Here is a 17450-nt window from a genome sequence, read left to right on the forward strand (position 1 = left end):
ATCTGCAGTGATACTCGCGTGAGAAATTTGATATTCAGAATTTGTTCAAGTTGTAGGTTGAGCTGTACCAATTGAGGCGCGTTGATTTCAAGGAGCCCTGCGTGAACATGCAAGTGCTCGCGCAACCAGCGCCGCGTGGTCGCTGGCGGCTTCCGTCATTTCATCCTTACCTCATAGATCAGGGGATAAGTCGACGAGTCAATCAACTTGGGGGGTTGAGGCAGCTTCCAAGTGGTTTCCACTTGCTTCGCGACGCAGGAGGTCCAGGCATTGACCGGGCGCACGTCGACGTTCTTGAGCCTTCCGTCTGACTGAACATCCATGACCGCCTCAAACTGCGGGTTTGTGATCGCTTTGAGCGTGGAATTGCAAGCGCCGATCGCTTTTCCAAGATGGTTATCCTTCGACGATCTGAGGAGCTCGAAATACGGGCGGCCTTGGACAGAGCGTTCAAGCGCTTTGGCTCGCAGTGCGCGGGCATCGAACATTTCGGACGGCGAAGCCGTGCCATCCATTCCCGCTTTGATCAAACGAACCGTCTTCACGTCCGCGGCGTGATAGCTCCAACGCTTCGGGTCATTCAGCGCGATGAATCGTTCCATCGCTTTCTTCGAGCCGGGGGCGTCAAAGCCGATCAGATAGAGGCGCTGGCGCCAGCCTTCAGGATTCTCAGGATAGGCGGCGAGCAGGTCGTCGATGCACTTTCCCGCTTCGTCGAGCTGTTTTGCATCGAGGAGTACGCCGCAGTAGCTGTTATAGGCGTCCTCCTGCGTCTTCTCGTCTGCAATCGCCCGTTTGTAGTAAGGCGCTGCAGCTGATGGTCCTTCGATTTCGCGCAGAATATCGCCAAGCTGTTGCAGCGCGAGACCGTTGCCAGGGTCCAGTGCGACTGCCCGCTCGGCATCAGCGCGAGCCCATTTGGTTTCACCGATTCGCCGAAGTGCCAACGCGCGGAATCGCGACTCCTGGGCGTAACCGGGCGAGAATCGGAGTGCTTGTGACAGGTACACCAGTGACTTCCAAGTGTCGTTCTTGCGCAGGTAAGCCCCACCAACCAACCTGAAAAATCCGGCGTTCGGAACCTTGTACGCCGCAGGCTCCAGCACGGCAATTGCCTGCGCATCGCTGTCATCCAACCGATCTATTTCGTAATACTCGTCATTGAATGCAAAGAGCCCGAGTACGGGGTTGGTCGTCACCTTCGCTTGGGCATATGCAGACACGGCTTGCATGGCGGCATCAGATCCGCCCCAGCGCGGCTCCGCCGCGGTCATCATTTCCTCAACGACGTAATAGGATGCCGGGTCTGCTTCCAGACATTTCTTCGTCGCATACATCTGTAGTTCGTTTGAGCTTTGCCGGCCGATGGCCATCAATCCATGGCATGCCGGGAGAAGCTTGGGACTCGCCTCCATGGCATTGGTGTATTCCTTGGCCGCGTCGACAAAATAGGCATTCATTTTTTGCAGGCTTTCGGCAGGCGTATCCCGGGCGAACTTGCCGCCGCGAGCCGCCCATCCACGACCCGCAAGCACATGACCCAACGCGGTGCGTGCAAAGGGGCTCTCTGGTGCCGCGCCAAGCCACGCGCGGGCAATGCGTTCTGCCTTGTCGCGATCGCGGTTGGAAAACACCTGGAAGGCAATGCTGATTTGCTCACGCTGTGCCGGGTCCACGTAGTGGGCTTGCAGTAGCGCGCTGAAATCGGCATCGAGTGTTGCCGCTCCATTGGGTTGCGCCAGTTTCTTTTCGATATCGTCCAGCGTGTAGCGAGGTGGAGTGAGGAACATCGTGCATCGCGCTTTTGCGATCCCGGGTGCCCACGTATTGTTGGGCAGGTCCGGGTAGGCAAGGCAACGCTGCAATGGATCGGCGATGGCGTCCGCCTTGCGAACTGCGGCGAAGTACGCCGCGTATTCGGCTGGTGGCGCTTTGGCAGAAGTCGCCGCAAGCGCGGGAGCAAAGACCAGGGCCAATGGCAAGGCCAGAAAAGGATAGCGTTTCAATCGAACTCCCCTGTACATGCTATTGACGCCCCGAGCGCCGCGTCACGATACCAAAGGCCGGCGCCAGAAATGGCTTCCGGCTTGGTGCAGATCCCGTTATGCAGCTCACGACAAGTCAAGAAGAGCTTGTTTCGGGCGCGGGATTTGAACGATGGCGTCGAGGGCGGAGATGGCCGGTTACGACCCGAAGCCGCCGTTCAATTCACGGTTACCAAACCAAATCGTCGGGCACCTGGAACTGCGCGTAATACGCATCGTCTTCGGAGGTTCCGACGGAAGGCTCGGTGTCCGCGTCCTGGCCATGATCGAGCACGATCATGCTGGCATCGCGTTCGCGCACCTTGTCGCCGGCCGCGCGCGGTAACAGCTCATAGCGGTCGCCCAGACGCGCAATCACCAACGTGCCGGAGGACAGCTTCTTGCGCAGGTCCTCGTCGACAAGCAGGGTGCGGATGGCGCCGTCGGCAGTAAAGCGGTATTCGCTCTCTCCAAAGCGCGGCACTTTCTTGTCCTCGATGATTTGCCGCGCCTGGGCACGAAGTTCAGTAATGCGCGCCTGAGCTTTGCGCTCGGCGGCAAGCGCACGGTCTCGCTCGACCTTTTCGAGCCGGGCCCGCTCTGCTTCGCGCTGGATTTCGTTGGGCTCGGACGGCCCTTTCGCATGCCGGGCCTTGTTCTGCTCGCGTGCCACCTCGGCCACCTTGGATTTCTTGACCAGGCCCGCCTTGAGCAACTGTTCCTGGAGCGGATTCGCCTTCGCCATATCGCCGTTTCTCGTCGAAGATTTCCCAGCCATCATACTTACGGTCCGACCGCGTTCGCCCCCTTCTGCCGATGGAACCTTTGAAGTACCTCGCCGGCTACCCACAACACATGCAGGCGCGGGTGCGCGAGCTGATCGAACAAGATCGGCTGGGCACGATACTCGCCGACAAGTACGGCCAGAGTCACGCCGTGCGCAGCGACAGCCAGCTGTACGATTACGTCCAGGCGCTCAAAGACGAGCACCTGCGCAGAGCGGTGCCGCTGGGCAAGGTGGTCTACGACAGCAAGCTGCAGGTGATGAAACACGCGCTCGGCACTCACACCGCCATTTCCCGGGTGCAGGGCGGCAGGCTCAAGGCCAGCCGCGAGATTCGCATCGCCACCGTGTTCCGCGATGCGCCCGCTGCGTTCCTGAAGATGATCGCGGTGCATGAACTCGCGCACTTGAAGGAAACCGAGCACAACAAGTCTTTCTACCAGCTGTGCACGCACATGGAGCCGGACTACCACCAGATGGAGTTCGACTTGCGCCTGTACCTGACTCATCTGGATGCAGGGCAGCGCTGAGGCAGCTCTTGGCCGAAACCAGCTCAGCCCAACCCACCAGCAAAAACGGGACCTCACGGTCCCGTTTTTTCGCCCAACCAAACCCTCACTCCATCACCCGCACTTGCTATACCCGCAATTCAAGCATGTCGCGCAGCCATCCATGATCACCACCGCCTTGTTGTTGCACTTGTGGCACATGGTGGCGCTGGGCGGGAAGCTGGTGCCTTCGCCGGTCACCGCGATGTCTTCCTCGACGGTCAGCGGCGCGGCGTTAGCGTTTTTTTTTGAGTGTTGCTGCTCGAAGGCGCGGCGTTTCTCGGTGATCAGCGCGCGCTGGTGCTCGTCCATGTCGGGGTCATGCATCATGCCGATGGTCTTGAGGTGGTCCTCGACGATGCTGCCGAGTTCCGCCACCAGTGACGGCATGTAGACGCCGCCTGCCTTGTAGTAGCCGCCCTTGGGATCGAACACCGCCTTCATTTCATCGACGATGAAGGTGACGTCGCCGCCCTTGCGGAACACCGCCGACATGATGCGTGTCAGCGCGACGATCCACTGGAAGTGTTCCATCGACTTCGAGTTGATGAAGACTTCGAACGGGCGGCGCAGTTCGTGTTCGGTGCCGGCGTTGAGCACGATGTCGTTGATGGTCACGTACATCGCGTGTTCCACCAGCGGCGACTTGATCTTGTAGGTGCTGCCGATCAGGATTTCCGGACGCTCGATCTTCTCGTGCATCTGGATCACGTCGGCCATCGGAAGCTCGGCTTCCACCTTCTCGCGCGCCACGCTTCCGCCCGCTTGCGGCGGCGTCTTGTCGTCCGCGGTGACGACGTTGTAACCCTTGATTTTCTGATCGATCTTGACGGCCATGCTCAAAACTTCCCGTAGTAGCCTTCTTTCAATGCATCGAACAGGTTGGCGGCGGTATGCGTCTCGCCGTCGTATTCGATTTCCTCGTTGCCCTTCACCTCGATCATGCTGCCGTCTTCCAGTTCGAAGCGGTAGGTGGTGTTCTCGAGGTCTTTTTCCTTCACCAGCACGCCCTGGAAGGCGGCCGGGTTGAAGCGGAAGGTGGTGCAGCCCTTCAGCCCCTGCTGGTAGGCGTAGCGGTAGATGTCCTTGAAGTCCTCGTACGGATAGTCGGTGGGGACGTTCGCGGTCTTGGAGATCGAGGAATCCACCCACTTCTGCGCGGCGGCCTGCACGTCGACGTGTTCCTTCGGCGAGATGTCGTCGGCGGAGATGAAGTAGTCGGGCAGGCGCGCGGCGTCGTCTTCGGCGAAAGGCATCGCACCGGGATTGATGCGTTCGCGATAGGCCAGCAGTTCGAACGAATAGACGTCGACTTTTTCCTTCGACTTCTTGCCCTCGCGGATCACGTTGCGGCTGTAGTGGTGCGCGAACGACGGTTCGATGCCGTTCGAGGCGTTGTTGGCCAGCGACAAGCTGATGGTGCCGGTCGGCGCGATCGAGCTGTGGTGGGTGAAGCGCGCACCGACGTCGGCGAGTTCATCCACCAGTTCCGGCGCGACCTCGGCAATCCGCTGCATGTAGCGCGAGTAACGCGCGTGCAGCACCTTGCCTTCGATTTCCTGGCCGATGCGCCAGCCGTCCTTGGCCATTTCCGGACGCTTGCGCAGCATCTCGGCGGTGACTTCGAAGCGCTCGTCCATGATCGGCGCCGGCCCTTTTTCCTTCGCCAGTTCCACCGCGACTTCCCAGCCGGCGATCGCCATTTCGCGGGCGATGCGCTCGGTGAATTCGCACGACTCCTTCGAGCCGTACTTCATCTTGAGCATGGTCACGGTGCTGCCGAGGCCGAGGAAGCCCATGCCGTGGCGACGCTTGCGGATGATTTCGTCGCGCTGCTTCTGCAACGGCAGGCCGTTCACTTCCACCACGTTGTCGAGCATGCGGGTGAACACGCGTACGACTTCCTTGTACTCGGCCCAGTCGAAGCTGGCTTCGGCGGTGAAGGGCTGGCGCACGAACTTGGTCAGGTTGACCGAACCCAGCAGGCAGGCGCCGTAGGCCGGCAGCGGCTGTTCGCCGCAGGGATTGGTCGCGCGGATGTTCTCGCACCACCAGTTGTTGTTCATCTCGTTGACCTTGTCGATCAGGATGAAACCCGGCTCGGCGTAGTCATACGTCGACGCCATGATCATGTCCCACAGATGGCGCGCCCGCACCGTGCCATACACGCGACAGGCGACCAGGCCATCGTCGCGATTGACATAGCCTTCGCTGGTCGGCCAGTCGCGCCAGACGATCTGCGCGGGATCCTCCAGGTTCACCTCGCCCAGTTCCTTGTGCGACAGCGGGAACACCAGCGGCCACTGGCCATCGCTGTCCACCGCCTGCATGAAGCCGTCGGTGATCAGCAGCGAGAGGTTGAACTGGCGCAGGCGACCATCTTCGCGCTTGGCGCGGATGAAGTCGCGGGCGTCGGGATGGCTGATGTCGAAGGTGCCCATCTGCGCGCCGCGGCGACCACCGGCCGACGACACCGTGAAACACATCTTGTCGTAGATATCCATGAAGGACATCGGGCCGGAGGTGTAGGCGCCGGCGCCGGCGACGAAGGCGCCCTTCGGACGCAGGGTGCTGAACTCATAGCCGATGCCGCAACCGGCCTTCAACGTCAGGCCAGCTTCGTGCACGCGCTCGAGGATGCCGTCCATCGAATCGGGAATGGTGCCGGAGACGGTGCAGTTGATGGTGCTGGTGGCGGGCTTGTGGGCCTGCGCACCGGCATTGGAGGTGATGCGGCCAGCGGGGATCGCGCCACGGCGCAGCGCCCACAGGAAACGATCGGTCCAGAACGGACGCTGCTCGGCATTCGGTTCCGCGTCGGCCAACGCCTTGGCCACGCGCAGATAGGTGGCGTCGATGTCGGCATCGAGTGCGTCGCCCTGCTTGGTCTTCAGCCGGTACTTCTTGTCCCAGATGTCGAGCGAGGCCGGTTGCATCGGGATTTCGCCTTCCGGGGCGGCGATGCGAACGGCTTCCAGGCGGGGCGCGGTGCTCATGCGGTGTATGTCTCCTTGAACCTCTGAGTATGGACCCGTCAGCGCTGATGAGCATCTGCGGATCCAGCTGTGTATTCAGGCAAGAACCCCAGATTTGGGTCTTCCTCTCCCCCAAACCACAAGATGTTGTGGCGCGGCTGGAAAAGTTAAGGCGAGGATAAACGGCTGTCAAGCACGTCAGGTGAAAATGCGGCACGGCCGTGATTTTTACGCATTCATCTTTTTTGCGACGCAGCACACGGCGGTCGGTCCCGTCGCAGCCCCCATGACACGGGTCGCCTGCGTACCATTCATCCACCAGCCATGGTCGGCTGGCGATAACACGGTGTCAGGAGTCCGGACACACCATGCGCAAGACCCCGCTCATCCTCGTGTTGGCCGCCGCTGCGGCCTTTGGCGGTTTCGCCGCCACCGCCCTGCGCGAAGCGATCACCACGCCTGCCGATGCCCACACGCCGCCAACGGCGACCAGCCTGCCGCTGGCAGCCGCGTTGCCGTCGGCGGTGGCCGGGCAGGCGGTGCCATCGCTGGCGCCGATGCTGCAGAAGGTGTTGCCGGCGGTGGTCAGCGTCCACAGCAAGCAGCGCCAACGGGTGAACACGCCGTTCGGCAACGATCCGGTGTTCCGCCGCATGTTCGGCATCCCGGAGGAGCGCATCCTGGAATCGCTGGGTTCGGGGGTGATCGTCGATGCGCAGCAGGGCCTGATCCTCACCAATCATCATGTGATCGAAGGCGCCGATGACGTCTCGGTGACGTTGGCCGATGGCCGCACGCTGAAGGCGACCTTCCGCGGTTCCGATGCCGATACCGACATCGCGCTGATGCAGATTCCGGCGCAGAACCTCAGCGCGTTGCCGATCGCCGACAGCAGCCGCTTGCGCGTTGGTGATTTCGTGGTCGCGGTCGGCAATCCGTTCGGCGTCGGCCAGACGGTGACCTCGGGGATCGTCTCCGCGCTCGGCCGCAGCAATCTGCCCGGCCTCGGCTACCAGAACTTCATCCAGACCGATGCCTCGATCAATCCCGGCAATTCCGGTGGCGCCCTGGTCGATCTCAACGGGCAACTGGTCGGCATCAACACCGCCAGCTTCAATCCGCAAGGGTCGATGGCCGGCAATATCGGCCTCGGTTTCGCCATTCCCTCGAGCCTCGCATCGACGGTGATGCGCCAGCTGCTCGCCAACAAGGGCATGGTCCGGCGCGGCACGCTGGGCGTGGCCACCAGCGATTCGAGCAATCCCGCCGGTGCGCGTGTCACCCGCGTGTACGATGCCGGTTCCGGCCTGCAGGTGGGTGACGTGATCACCGCCGTCAATGGCCAGCGCGTCGCCAGCATGGACGATTTCCACAACATCGAAGGTTTGCAGGTCGGTGCGACCTCGGCGCGACTCGATGTCGTGCGCGCCGGCAAGGCGGCCACGATCACCTCGGCACTGCGCCAGCAGTCGGGTGACGGTGCCAGTCTCGATCCGCGCCTGGCCGGCGTCACCTTCGCCGAACTGCCGGAGAGTTATCGTCGCCAGGGCTTGAGCGGCGTGTTGGTGGCCTCGGTGTCAGCCAACAGCCGCGCCGCGCGTTCTGGTTTGAATTCGGGCGATGTGTTGCTGGAGGGAACCAATGGCCGCTTCAATGATCTCACCAGTTTCCGCGCCAGCTTCCGCGCGCCGCCGCAGCAACTGCGATTCCGGGTCCTGCGCGATGATCGCGTCGGTGAGTTGATGATTCCATGATGATCAAGATGACAAGAACATTTCCCGTATTCCTCCTGGCGCTGGCATGTGTTGCCGGCTGCCAGCGACAACCGGCCACACCCGCCGCCGCACCGGCGTCGGCACCGAGTGCCGCAGGCGCGCCCCAGTCTCCGCAGGCGAGCGTGCCGCCAACATCGGCCAACGTGCGGCCTGCAGCAGCGAAAAAGCTCGCCGGCAGCCATGACGGCATCTTCAAGGGCATGGCGTTCCCGATGGCCAAGGCCGAGTTCATCACACAGATCAACAGTCGCCTCGGCGACACTTGCAAACGTCCGGATCGGCATGGGCGCTTGTGCCCGAAACTGGAGCAGCGCAGCACCATCTGCGCCTCCGCGGTGAAGCGTCCTGTCATCGCCGATGCGGATGCGGCGCGCGACGCCGGTGGCAAATACCTGCGTTGCCTGCATCGCGGTCGCAATTGAATTTCACACAGGAGAAGAGCATGTCGACGATGAAAGAAAACCTCAACGAGGCCGGCGGTCACCTGAAGCAGGCAGCTATCCACGCGGGCGATACGGTGAAAAGCGCGGCCTCCGCTGCCGGCGAGGAATTCAAGCTTGGCGGCACCAACGTGAAGTCGGAACTCGCCGACAGCGCGCAGGCCGGCAAGGCCGCCGCCGGACAGGCGGGTGCCGCCGCCAAGGAACAGATGGACGCATTGATGGGCAAGAGCCGCGACGTGATGGATTCCGCCGCCGACTTGATCCGCGAACGTCCGCTCACTGCATTCGGTGTCGCGCTCGCGGCCGGGTGGGTGATCGCCAAGCTCGCGCGTTCCGGCGACAGCGACAAGTAATCCGCCCGTGACGGAAGCCTCCGGAACGGAGCGCGATCCGGAGACGCCCGCCCACCGCGACCTGCTCGATGCGATTCATGAGGTCGGCGCGGCCGGGCGTTCCGGTGTCGCCGCGGCCAAGCAGGCCGGCGAATCATTGCGCGCGCTGGTCGCCGCCGATATCGCCTTGGCGCGCAGTGCATTCGGGCGTGCGGCGGCGTTCACCGCGGTTGCGATCGTGTTCGGCGCAACGGCTTGGCTGCTGCTGTCGGCGGCGCTGGTCGCGGTGCTGGTGGCGTGGTTGCATTGGTCGTGGCCGCTGGCGTTGCTGGTGGCAGCGATCGCCAATCTGGTCGTGACCGCGCTGGCGGCATGGCGGGTCACCGTGTATTTCGAGCACACGCGAATGCAGGCGACGCGCCGGCAACTGGCACGGGTCGGCATCGGCGATGGTGATGGCGACCAAAGTGACGGGGCATCGCCATGAGTTTCGCCGACGACATCGAGCGGGTGAAACGGGCCGAGCAGGCGCTGGAAACGAACACGCGTGCCATCACCCGCGAATGGTTGCGCCTGCGCCAGACCTGGGGCGATGCGTGGACGCCGGGACGCATCGTGATCGCCGGTCTCGCCGGCGGATTCCTGATTGGTCGCAGTGAACCATCGAACACGACCGCCAGCGGTTTCATCAATCTCGTCAGTGCCCTCAGCGGATTGTTCGCGGTGGACCAGGCCGGTGTTGCCGTGGAAGCGGTCGACGACGTTGCCGATACCGCGGGAGAGGCAGTCGTGGAGATCGCGCAACACGCGACGGATGACGGCAGCGGCGATGGCGTGGCGGTGAACGACGACGATGTCCTGCGCACGCACGAGGCATTGCGTCGCTCGGGCGCGTGGTGAGCCGGCAATGAGCAACGACGCCGGCACCGATCCGGACGCTGTCGAGCCAGCGATCGAACCGCCGGAAGAGGCGCCGCGACCGCCCTCCTCGAAAGCCGCGATCGTGATCGCCACGCTGCTGGCGATGGCGATGCTGTGGGCTGCGCAGGAAATCGTGCTGCCAGTGCTGCTGGCGTTGTTCTTCGCCCTGATCGGCAATCCGGTCATCCGCCTGCTCGGTCGTTTGCGCATCCCGCGCGCGCTGGCCGCGATCCTGGTGTTGGCCGGCGGCATCGCGCTGATGGTGGTGGTCTCCAACCAGGTTGCGCAGCCCGCGGTGGATTGGGCGCGCACCATGCCGCAGCAGATGGCCAAGGTGACGCCGAAGTTGCGCGCATTGATCAAGCCGGTGCAGGATGCCAACCGCATGGCCGAGAGCCTGGGCAAGGCGACCGGCGCCGTGCCGGCGTCCAAGCAGGTGCAAATGGTCGCCAGCGATGGATCGGATCCGCTGTCACGGGTGGCGAAATACGCGCCGCACCTGGTGGCGCAATTGCTCGCGGTGATCCTGCTGACGCTGTTCTTCATGATCTTCGGCCACACCCTGGAACGGCGGGCGGTCGAGCTGGTGCCCGGAAAGAACCAGCGACGGATCACCGTCGACATCCTGCTGTCGATCGAGCAGGAAATTTCGCGCTATGTGTTCACCATCAGCATCATCAACGTGTTGCTGGGACTGGTGCTCGCGACCTGCCTGCACTTCTTCGTCGGCATCGATGGGCAAAGCGCCTTGTTGTGGGGCACGCTGGCGACACTGCTCAACTACGCGCCGATCGTCGGGCCGCTGATTGGCGTGGCCGTGTTGCTGGTCATGGGCATCGTCACCCAGCCCGACCTGCCGCACGCATTGATTCCCGGCGGCATTTATCTCGGCTTGCACCTGCTGGAAGGCGAGATCCTGACGCCGGTGGTGCTGGGCAAGCGCATGGCGATCTCGCCGCTGATGCTGATGATCGCGCTGCTGGTGTTCGGTTGGGCCTGGGGCATCATCGGCCTGCTGCTGGCGGTGCCGTTGCTGGTCTGCCTGAAAATCGTGCTGTCGAAACTGGACGGCATGGAGGGCTGGGCGCGCCTGATGGAATGAGCGCGACAAGTGAGTCGCGGTGCGTTCGGCCCTACACTGTGCGGATGACGCCCGCGATCCACGCGATCACCCTCGATCTCGACGACACCCTGTGGCCGTTCCCGCCGATCGGCGAGCGCATCGAACGCGTGCTGCACGCATGGTTCGAGCGCCACAGTCCGGCCACTGCGGCGATGTTCCCGATTCCGGCGATGCGCGAACTGCGCCGGTGGTTGATCGAGCGCCATCCCGAACTCGCACACGATGCCAGCACCTTGCGCCAGCGCGGCATCGAACATGCGTTGCGCGAAAGCGGTGGCGATGTCGCGTTGAGCGGCCCCGCCTATGCCGCGTTTTACGACGAACGCAACCGGGTGGAATTCTATGACGATGCGATGGAAGCGTTGCAGCGATTGGCCGCGCGTTACCCGATCTGCGCGTTGACCAACGGCAATGCCGATCTTGAGCGCATCGGCATCGCCCATCTGTTCAAGGGCATGGTCACCGCGCGCGACTTCGGCGCCGGCAAGCCCGATCCTGCCATCTACCACCATGCCTGCGATCTGCTGGGTGCGGCGCCCGCCAACGTCCTGCATGTCGGCGACGACATCGAACTCGACGTCATCGGTGCGCAACGCGCGGGCCTGAAGACCGCGTGGATCAACCGCATCGATGCGCGCTGGCCGGACGACGCGCGCGCCCCCGACTTCACTTTCACCACCTTGTCCGCCTGCGCCGATTGGCTGGACACGACGCACCTTGCAGCAACAGGATCGCCATGACCGACAGTTCAGCACCAAGCACGCCTGCAATCGTCACCCATTCCGACAACGCCAAACCGCTGTGGTGCCTGACCAACGAGACGCTGCCGGCGTGGCTGGCGACGCAACCGGCGCAGATCAAGCAGTGGCTCGACGCGCAGGCATTCACCGCGACGCCGGGCAGTGCCTTGCTGTTGCCGGATGCGAACGGCGTGTCCGGCGCGATCCTCGGCATCGGCGATGCGCACGATCCGTACTCGTATGCGCACGGGCCGCTGGCGTTGCCGGTCGCCGATTGGGCGCCGCAGGGCGATTTCGACGAGGCATCGCGCGCCGCCTTGCAACTCGGCTGGAGCCTCGGTGCGTATCGCTTCGATCGCTACAAGGCGCCGCTGCGCGCACCGGCGCGACTGCTGCTCGCCGATCCCGATGCGGTACTCTCCGATGTGTTCGCCGCCTGCTGCCGCGTGCGCGACATGGTGCATACGCCGAGCGAGCACATGGGCCCGGACGAGATCGAAGCGATCGCGCGCGAGATCGCCGCCGCACAGGGCGCGCGCATCGACGTGAAGCGCGGCGATGAATTGATCGCAGGCAACTATCCGGCGATCCATGCTGTTGGTCGTGCGTCCCATCGCGCGCCGCGCATCATCGAGCTGGAATGGGGTGATGCCTCGGCGCCGCATCTCGCCATCGTCGGCAAGGGCGTGTGTTTCGATACCGGTGGCCTCAATCTCAAGGCCGGCGCCGGCATGCGCAACATGAAGAAGGACATGGGTGGTGCCGCGCACGCGATCGCGCTGGCGGAACTGCTGATGCGGCGGAAAGTGCCGCTGCACATCACCCTGCTGGTGCCGGCGGTGGAGAATGCCGTCGGTCCGAATGCGTTGCGGCCGGGCGAGATCATCGCCACCCGCAAGGGTGCGAGCGTGGAAATCGACAACACCGATGCCGAAGGCCGCCTGGTGCTGGCGGATGCATTGACGCGCGCCGCGGAATTGCAGCCAGCGTTGATCGTCGATTTCGCCACATTGACCGGCGCTGCACGCGTTGCGCTCGGTCCCGATCTGCCGGCGTTGTATGCCAATGACGACGCCGTCGCCCAGGCGTGGCTGCAGTCGGGCAACGAACAGCGCGATCCGTTGTGGCGGATGCCGCTGTGGCAACCGTACCTGCGTTATCTCGTCAGCGGGATCGCCGATATCGCCAACGCCAGTTCGACGACGATGGCCGGCAGTGTGACCGCGGCATTGTTCCTGCAGAAATTCGTGCCGGCGGAACAGCGCTGGGCGCATGTCGACGTGTATTCGTGGAACGACAGCGATCGTCCGGGTCGCCCTGCTGGCGGCGAGGCGCAAGGCTTGCGCGCGGCGTTCGCGATGTTGAAGAACGCGAAGATCGTCAGCCAGCTGTCATGAGCGCGATATGGTCGGGCCTAACACGATGCCGTAGAACAGCACCACCGCCACGCCGACGATGATCCACGCCCAGCTGCGCGGGAACACCACGGGATCGGAATCGCCGGCGCCGACGCGCGTGCGCGGCGGTCCCCACGCGAACCCCGAGGTTCCGCCAAGACTGGCCGCGGCGGCGGAGGTGAGGACGATGATGATGCCTTCCGGATTGAACAGGCCGATGACGATGCAGGTCACGGCGCCGGCGAGATAGGTGAGCAGTGACAGGCGTTGCACGCGGCGCGGTCGATCTTCGCGACCACCAATGATGCCGGCGAGCGTGCGCATGCTCCAGACCACGCTGCGGTCATACAGCCAGTAACCGACACCGCCCATCAGCACGCGCCACAGCCACGGCATCGCCACATCGTGCAGCACGCCGTCCTTGCCGATGCCGAGATCGCCGATGCCGGCGACTGCCGAGAACATCATGTAGCCGAACGCGGTCATCAGGCCGATGCTGGCCAGCATCCAGATGAACAATCGCGGCAGCGGTGCCCATGCGCGACGCAACAGGCGCGCGCCGACCAATCCCAGCAGCAGGCTCACCACCGGCCCGGCGAGCGCGACCATCCGCACGCTCATTGCGCTCAACTTGCCATCGTTGCATTCGACATAGAAGGCGCCGAACTTCAGCACGTTGCTGCCGAGCGCGGTGCAGGCGGCGGCGTGCCCGAGGTGTTCGTGCAGCGCGGTGGCCGTCACGTAAGCCAGTCCGGCGATCGCGACGACGGTCAACCAATCACAGGTGCGGGTGTTCATAGCCATCCCTTCTGGCGCGCGAGTCGCGCGGCTTCGATGCGGTTGGCGACGGCGAGCTTGCCGATGATTTCCGACAGGTAATTGCGCACCGTACCCTGCGAAAGATGCAGCCGCGCGGCGATTTCGCTGCTCGACATGCCATCGCCGGCCAGTCGCAATACCTGGCGTTCGCGATCGTTGAGCGGATCGGGTTCGGTCCACGCCGCCATCGCCAGTTGCGGATCGATGGCGCGGCCGCCGCGCATCACCTGGCGCAATGCTTCCGCGAGTTGTTCGGCCGGCGCGTCCTTCAGCAGATAGCCGGTGACGCCGGCATCGAGGGCGCGACGCAGGAAACCGGCGCGGGCGAAGGTGGTGACGATCGCGACCTTCACCGGCAGTTCGTGGCGCTGGATGCGTTGCGCGAGATCGAGTCCCGACAGGCCCGGCATTTCGATATCGGTGAGCAGCAGGTCGGGCTGGAGCCGTTGCAGTTCGCGCCAGGCGATCTCGCCATCGGCTGCTTCGCCGATCACGTCGATGTCGGTTTCCAGCCGCAGCAGCGCCGCCAGCGCGCCGCGCACCATCGCTTGGTCCTCGGCGATCAGCACGCGGATCTTGTTGGGCGTGGTCATGCCAGGCACCGTGCCGGCAGGCGTGCGACCAGGGTGGTGCCGCGTTCACTGCGCCCACTGTTTCCGGGTAATTCCAGCGATCCGCCATGCGCTTCCAGGCGTTCGCGCATGCCGGTCAATCCGTTGCCCGCACGCAATGTGCCGCCACGGCCGTCGTCGCTGATTTCCATCGCCACGCCGTCGTCGTTGCGTTGCAACCGCACTTCGACGTGGCGCGCACCGGCATGGCGCTGCACGTTGGTGATGGCCTCGCGCAGGCTCATCGCCAGCGCCGATTCGGCATCGGGCTTGAGCGCGATTTCGTCCATCGTCGCCACCATGTGGATGTTGTCGGCGCCGAGTAGCACCCGCGCCGAAGCCAGTTCCGCCAGCAGCACCGCATTGCGCATGCCGCTGACGGTGGCGCGCACTTCCGACAGTGTTTCGCGGGCGATGCGCGCGACGTCGTCGATCTCGCGGCGCGCAGTGTGCGGATCGCGTTCGACCAACTTGCCGGCCAGTTCCGATTTCAGCGCGATGATCGACAGCGTGTGGCCGAGCAGGTCATGCAGGTCGCGACCGATGCGTTCGCGCTCGGCGAACGCGGCGATGCGTTTCACTTCGGCATGCGACAGCGCCAGTTCGGCGTTCTTGCGAGCATTGCTGCGTTCGAACTGCACCAGGATGCCGATGATAACCGTGGTAATCGGCAGCCATGCCAGAGCGCTCCACGGATAGTGCAGCCAGCGCCCTTCGGCGATGCAGAGAGTGTTGAAGAACAGCAATGCCAATCCGTATTGGATCGGCCGCATCAAGCCGCAACTCAACATGATGCAGCCAAACACGAAATAGCTCAGGCCGCCGGGATACCACGGCATCAACACCAGGCACATCGCCAGCATCGCGACTGCGTACCATCCCGCCGCACGCGGTGTGCCGGTGCAACACTTGGCGTAGAGGAACAGGAACACCGGGTAGCTGGCCAGCGTCAGCACCAGCCAGCGAAACGTGTAGCCGTGATCCTCGAAGATCGGAATGATGAAGATCCACGACGACCACAGCAGCTGGATGGCGTGGCTCCACAGCGGGTGTCCGCGCGCGAGGTCACGCGCGACCAGCGAATCCGGTGCCGGGGTGAACATGGCGCGGAGTGCTTGCAAGACTTCCGTCTCCTTCAACCGTTGCGCTGCAGGCGCCGTTGCGCGAGCAGGAAGAACACGATGGTGAACGCGGCCAGCACTGCAACGTGCAACCACAGCGGCTGCCCGGAATCATAGCCCACCACCTTGAACGCGATCTGCGCGAGATGCCACGGCGGCAGTGCCATCGCGATCTTCGAAATGAACGGCGGCATGGTGCTCAGCGGCATCCACAGGCCGGACAGCAGCGACATCGGCAGGTAGACCAGGTTGATCACCGCCGGCGCGCCGTTGGCGGGTACGCGGGTGCCGATGTAGAGGCCAAGCGCGGCCAGCGGCAGCACGCCGAGGACATTGGTCAGCAACAATTCGGCGAACTGCATGGCAGTGACGTGCACGCCGCCCAAGGTGGTGGCGAGGACGAACAAGCTGATGCTGATGATGGTCGCGAACAGCATCGCCATCGCGAGCTTGGCGATCAGGTAGGCGGATGGCGGCATCGGCAATGCGCGCTTGTACAGCAGATGGCCGAGATTGCGTTCGTTCGCCACCGACACGCCGAACCCGAACAGCGAGGTGCCCAACGTGCCGAACACGCCGTAACTGACATAGAGATAAGTGGCCGCCTTGGCGTTGCCGTGGTTCAGCAGCAGGCCGAACATCACGTAGAACAGCAGCGGGAACATCAGGGTAGGGAAGACGAACATCGGCGAACGCAGCATGCGCAGCGATTCATTGCGGGCTTCCAGCGCGTGGATGCGCAACCGCGACGGCTGCGCGGAGGCAACGGCGGGCGTGGACATCAGTGGGTCTCCTGCGAATCGCGGGTGAGGGCGAGGAAGGCATCGGCCAATCCGGCGCGGGTCACTTCCAGTTCGTCGAGGGTGGGATCGAGCGACAGCAACCAGCGCAGCACCGAAGCGGCATCCTCCACGATCAATTCGACGCGACCGTCGACGACGCGGGCCTCGTGCACGCCCGGCCACGCCGCGAGCTGTTCCTGCGAGACCAGGCTGCGGCAGCGGATGCGTTGTTCGCTCACCACTGCGCGGATCTCGTCGACAGTGCCTTGCGCGACTTCACGACCGTTGTGGATCACCACCACGCGATCGGCCAGCGCCTGCGCTTCTTCCAGATAGTGGGTGGTGAGGAGGACGGCGGTGCCTTGCGCGACGAGGCTGCGAATGGCGTTCCACAAGGTTTCGCGCGATTCGATGTCGAGGCCGGTGGTGGGTTCATCGAGGAAGATCAGTTCGGGATCGCCGCAAATCGCCAGCGCGAACTGCACGCGCCGTTGCTGGCCGCCGGACAATTTGCCGTAGCGACGCTTCAGCAATTCCTGCAAACCGGCGAGGCGGATGCAGTCGTCGAGTGCGCGCGGCTGCGGGTAATAGCTGCGGGTGAGCTCGAGCAATTCCTGCACGGTATTGTTGTCGGGAATGCTGGCGGTTTGCAGCATCACGCCGATGCGGCGGCGCGCGACGATCTCATGCGGCAGTTGCCCGAACAGTTCGGCATTGCCTTGCGTGGGTATCGCCAGTCCGAGCAGCAGCGAGATCGCGGTGGTCTTGCCGGCACCATTGGCGCCAAGCAGGGCGAGCACTTCGCCGCGGTGGATGTCCAGATCGAGTCCGGCGAGCGCCTGCACCGTGCCGTACTGCTTGCGGGCGCCGTCGAGTCGGGCGATCACCTGTGTGGCCATGTCCATGCAAGGGTCCTCTTGGGGTGGCCCACTGTGCGATTCGTCGGCGTTCGCAGGCAGTCGCAGGCGTCAGGCGATCGACATGACAGCTGTCACCTGACATCGGCAGGCGGCATCCTTAATGTGGCATGGCACTCGACCGGCCGATGCGCCGGG

Annotated in this window: 18 protein-coding genes; 9 read left to right on the top strand and 9 right to left on the bottom strand. The window is 63.8% G+C overall.

All coding sequences use genetic code 11. The annotated features are described in order from the left end of the window. Nucleotides 1–155 precede the first annotated feature (155 nt). Both Lysil_RS03765 and Lysil_RS03770 read right to left on the bottom strand, forming a co-directional pair. A complete protein-coding gene (locus Lysil_RS03765; protein ID WP_165782372.1) occupies nt 156–2006 on the bottom strand; it encodes a tetratricopeptide repeat protein in 1851 nt (616 codons plus the stop codon). A 208-nt stretch (nt 2007–2214) separates the two neighbouring features. Then, nucleotides 2215–2769, bottom strand: a complete 555-nt coding sequence (locus Lysil_RS03770; protein ID WP_103074205.1) for a DUF2058 domain-containing protein — start codon at nt 2767–2769, stop codon at nt 2215–2217. Between the two features lie 71 nt (nt 2770–2840). Here Lysil_RS03770 and Lysil_RS03775 point away from each other — a divergent pair, with 71 nt between their 5' ends. Further along, nucleotides 2841–3338: a YgjP-like metallopeptidase domain-containing protein gene (locus Lysil_RS03775; protein ID WP_103074206.1), complete on the top strand. Its 498-nt coding sequence runs from the start codon at nt 2841–2843 to the stop codon at nt 3336–3338. 93 nt (nt 3339–3431) lie between these two features. Here Lysil_RS03775 and Lysil_RS03780 read toward each other — a convergent pair whose 3' ends face one another. Next, nucleotides 3432–4193 carry a TSCPD domain-containing protein gene (locus tag Lysil_RS03780; RefSeq protein WP_103074207.1) on the bottom strand — a complete coding sequence of 254 codons (762 nt, stop codon included), beginning with the start codon at nt 4191–4193 and terminating at the stop codon, nt 3432–3434. A gap of 2 nt (nt 4194–4195) precedes the next feature. Next, nucleotides 4196–6352, bottom strand: coding sequence for an adenosylcobalamin-dependent ribonucleoside-diphosphate reductase (locus tag Lysil_RS03785; protein WP_103074208.1), 2157 nt, complete (start codon nt 6350–6352; stop codon nt 4196–4198). Between the two features lie 347 nt (nt 6353–6699). On the opposite strand from Lysil_RS03785, the gene Lysil_RS03790 reads away from it, so the two are divergent. Genes Lysil_RS03790 through Lysil_RS03825 form a run of 8 tightly spaced genes read left to right on the top strand, consistent with a single transcriptional unit; the run spans nt 6700 to nt 13062 of the window. Next, nucleotides 6700–8085 (top strand): trypsin-like peptidase domain-containing protein, encoded by a 1386-nt coding sequence (locus Lysil_RS03790; protein WP_103074209.1) that lies wholly within the window; start codon nt 6700–6702, stop codon nt 8083–8085. Continuing rightward, the gene (locus Lysil_RS13125) at nt 8085–8528 is read left to right on the top strand and encodes a hypothetical protein (protein WP_129588349.1); all 444 of its coding nucleotides are present in this window, start codon (nt 8085–8087) and stop codon (nt 8526–8528) included. Before Lysil_RS03790 ends, Lysil_RS13125 begins: the two co-directional genes overlap by 1 nt. A gap of 20 nt (nt 8529–8548) precedes the next feature. Continuing rightward, complete coding sequence (locus Lysil_RS03800; RefSeq protein ID WP_103074211.1) at nt 8549–8902, top strand: hypothetical protein; 354 nt, start codon at nt 8549–8551, stop codon at nt 8900–8902. Nucleotides 8903–8909: 7 nt separating this feature from the next. Then, nucleotides 8910–9368 (top strand): phage holin family protein, encoded by a 459-nt coding sequence (locus Lysil_RS03805; RefSeq protein ID WP_205756852.1) that lies wholly within the window; start codon nt 8910–8912, stop codon nt 9366–9368. After that, nucleotides 9365–9781, top strand: coding sequence for a hypothetical protein (locus Lysil_RS03810; protein WP_103074212.1), 417 nt, complete (start codon nt 9365–9367; stop codon nt 9779–9781). Before Lysil_RS03805 ends, Lysil_RS03810 begins: the two co-directional genes overlap by 4 nt. A gap of 7 nt (nt 9782–9788) precedes the next feature. Beyond that, nucleotides 9789–10904: an AI-2E family transporter gene (locus Lysil_RS03815; RefSeq protein ID WP_103074213.1), complete on the top strand. Its 1116-nt coding sequence runs from the start codon at nt 9789–9791 to the stop codon at nt 10902–10904. Between the two features lie 44 nt (nt 10905–10948). Next, on the top strand, nt 10949–11665 hold the full coding sequence (locus tag Lysil_RS03820) for an HAD family hydrolase (protein WP_103074214.1): 717 nt from the start codon (nt 10949–10951) through the stop codon (nt 11663–11665). Further along, complete coding sequence (locus Lysil_RS03825) at nt 11662–13062, top strand: leucyl aminopeptidase family protein (protein ID WP_103074215.1); 1401 nt, start codon at nt 11662–11664, stop codon at nt 13060–13062. Before Lysil_RS03820 ends, Lysil_RS03825 begins: the two co-directional genes overlap by 4 nt. Here Lysil_RS03825 and Lysil_RS03830 read toward each other — a convergent pair. From Lysil_RS03830 to Lysil_RS03850, 5 genes are read right to left on the bottom strand one after another with little or no spacing between them, the layout of a single operon-like run. Beyond that, entirely contained in the window at nt 13057–13860 is an 804-nt protein-coding gene (locus Lysil_RS03830) for a hypothetical protein (RefSeq protein WP_103074216.1), read from the bottom strand. The two genes, Lysil_RS03825 and Lysil_RS03830, sit on opposite strands and share 6 nt — an antisense overlap. Further along, entirely contained in the window at nt 13857–14474 is a 618-nt protein-coding gene (locus Lysil_RS03835) for a response regulator transcription factor (protein ID WP_103074217.1), read from the bottom strand. Before Lysil_RS03835 ends, Lysil_RS03830 begins: the two co-directional genes overlap by 4 nt. Further along, nucleotides 14471–15613: a sensor histidine kinase gene (locus tag Lysil_RS03840; protein WP_240600079.1), complete on the bottom strand. Its 1143-nt coding sequence runs from the start codon at nt 15611–15613 to the stop codon at nt 14471–14473. Before Lysil_RS03840 ends, Lysil_RS03835 begins: the two co-directional genes overlap by 4 nt. A 14-nt stretch (nt 15614–15627) precedes the next feature. Further along, nucleotides 15628–16395, bottom strand: a complete 768-nt coding sequence (locus tag Lysil_RS03845; RefSeq protein WP_103074218.1) for an ABC transporter permease — start codon at nt 16393–16395, stop codon at nt 15628–15630. Then, entirely contained in the window at nt 16395–17300 is a 906-nt protein-coding gene (locus Lysil_RS03850; RefSeq protein WP_103074219.1) for an ABC transporter ATP-binding protein, read from the bottom strand. Before Lysil_RS03850 ends, Lysil_RS03845 begins: the two co-directional genes overlap by 1 nt. Nucleotides 17301–17450: the final 150 nt, after the last annotated feature.

Origin of the sequence: Solilutibacter silvestris (genome assembly GCF_002895945.1) — a bacterium.
GTDB classification, from domain to species: Bacteria; Pseudomonadota; Gammaproteobacteria; order Xanthomonadales; family Xanthomonadaceae; genus Solilutibacter; species Solilutibacter silvestris.

Bases quoted from the DNA above. Each gene is read 5' to 3' on its own strand.
- Lysil_RS03770 (WP_103074205.1), bottom strand. From the start codon at position 2,769: ATGGCGAAGGCGAATCCGCTCCAGGAACAGTTGCTCAAGGCGGGCCTG.
- Lysil_RS03775 (WP_103074206.1), top strand. From the start codon at position 2,841: ATGGAACCTTTGAAGTACCTCGCCGGCTACCCACAACACATGCAGGCG.
- Lysil_RS03780 (WP_103074207.1), bottom strand. From the start codon at position 4,193: ATGGCCGTCAAGATCGATCAGAAAATCAAGGGTTACAACGTCGTCACC.
- Lysil_RS03785 (WP_103074208.1), bottom strand. From the start codon at position 6,352: ATGAGCACCGCGCCCCGCCTGGAAGCCGTTCGCATCGCCGCCCCGGAA.
- Lysil_RS03790 (WP_103074209.1), top strand. From the start codon at position 6,700: ATGCGCAAGACCCCGCTCATCCTCGTGTTGGCCGCCGCTGCGGCCTTT.
- Lysil_RS13125 (WP_129588349.1), top strand. From the start codon at position 8,085: ATGATCAAGATGACAAGAACATTTCCCGTATTCCTCCTGGCGCTGGCA.
- Lysil_RS03800 (WP_103074211.1), top strand. From the start codon at position 8,549: ATGTCGACGATGAAAGAAAACCTCAACGAGGCCGGCGGTCACCTGAAG.
- Lysil_RS03810 (WP_103074212.1), top strand. From the start codon at position 9,365: ATGAGTTTCGCCGACGACATCGAGCGGGTGAAACGGGCCGAGCAGGCG.
- Lysil_RS03815 (WP_103074213.1), top strand. From the start codon at position 9,789: ATGAGCAACGACGCCGGCACCGATCCGGACGCTGTCGAGCCAGCGATC.
- Lysil_RS03820 (WP_103074214.1), top strand. From the start codon at position 10,949: ATGACGCCCGCGATCCACGCGATCACCCTCGATCTCGACGACACCCTG.
- Lysil_RS03825 (WP_103074215.1), top strand. From the start codon at position 11,662: ATGACCGACAGTTCAGCACCAAGCACGCCTGCAATCGTCACCCATTCC.
- Lysil_RS03830 (WP_103074216.1), bottom strand. From the start codon at position 13,860: ATGAACACCCGCACCTGTGATTGGTTGACCGTCGTCGCGATCGCCGGA.
- Lysil_RS03835 (WP_103074217.1), bottom strand. From the start codon at position 14,474: ATGACCACGCCCAACAAGATCCGCGTGCTGATCGCCGAGGACCAAGCG.
- Lysil_RS03845 (WP_103074218.1), bottom strand. From the start codon at position 16,395: ATGTCCACGCCCGCCGTTGCCTCCGCGCAGCCGTCGCGGTTGCGCATC.
- Lysil_RS03850 (WP_103074219.1), bottom strand. From the start codon at position 17,300: ATGGACATGGCCACACAGGTGATCGCCCGACTCGACGGCGCCCGCAAG.